The sequence below is a fragment of the Mesorhizobium sanjuanii genome, assembly GCF_002529485.1.
GTDB lineage: Bacteria > Pseudomonadota > Alphaproteobacteria > Rhizobiales > Rhizobiaceae > Mesorhizobium > Mesorhizobium sanjuanii.
Genome location: NZ_NWQG01000330.1, coordinates 1 through 393 on the forward strand (window position 1 = coordinate 1; position 393 = coordinate 393).

At 69.2% G+C, this 393-nt stretch carries 1 protein-coding gene; it reads left to right on the forward strand.

Features of this window, described 5'->3' with window-relative positions:
* Positions 1 to 393 (forward strand): iron chelate uptake ABC transporter family permease subunit (locus tag CN311_RS31730; RefSeq protein WP_165779927.1); only part of this gene is annotated, 393 nt, incomplete at both ends.

Here is a 393-nt window from a genome sequence, read left to right on the forward strand (position 1 = left end):
GCTCTATCAGGTCGCCACCAGGCATGGCCGAACCTCGGTCGCCACCATGCTGTTGGCCGGCATCGCGCTGGCGGCGCTCGCCATGGCGCTGACCGGCATCCTGATCTTCATGGCCGACGACCGTCAGTTGCGCGATCTGACCTTCTGGCAACTCGGCTCGCTCGCCGGCGCGACCTGGCAGAAGATCGGTTCGGTCGGGCCGATCATCGTGCTGGCGCTGGCGGCGATGCCGTTCCTGGCGCGCGGCCTCAACGCGCTGGCGCTCGGCGAAGCCACCGCCGGCCATCTCGGCATCCCGGTGCAGCGGCTAAAATACACGGCGATCGTCGGCGTTTCGGCGGCGGTCGGGGCGTCCGTCGCCGTCAGCGGCGGCATCGGCTTTATCGGCATCGT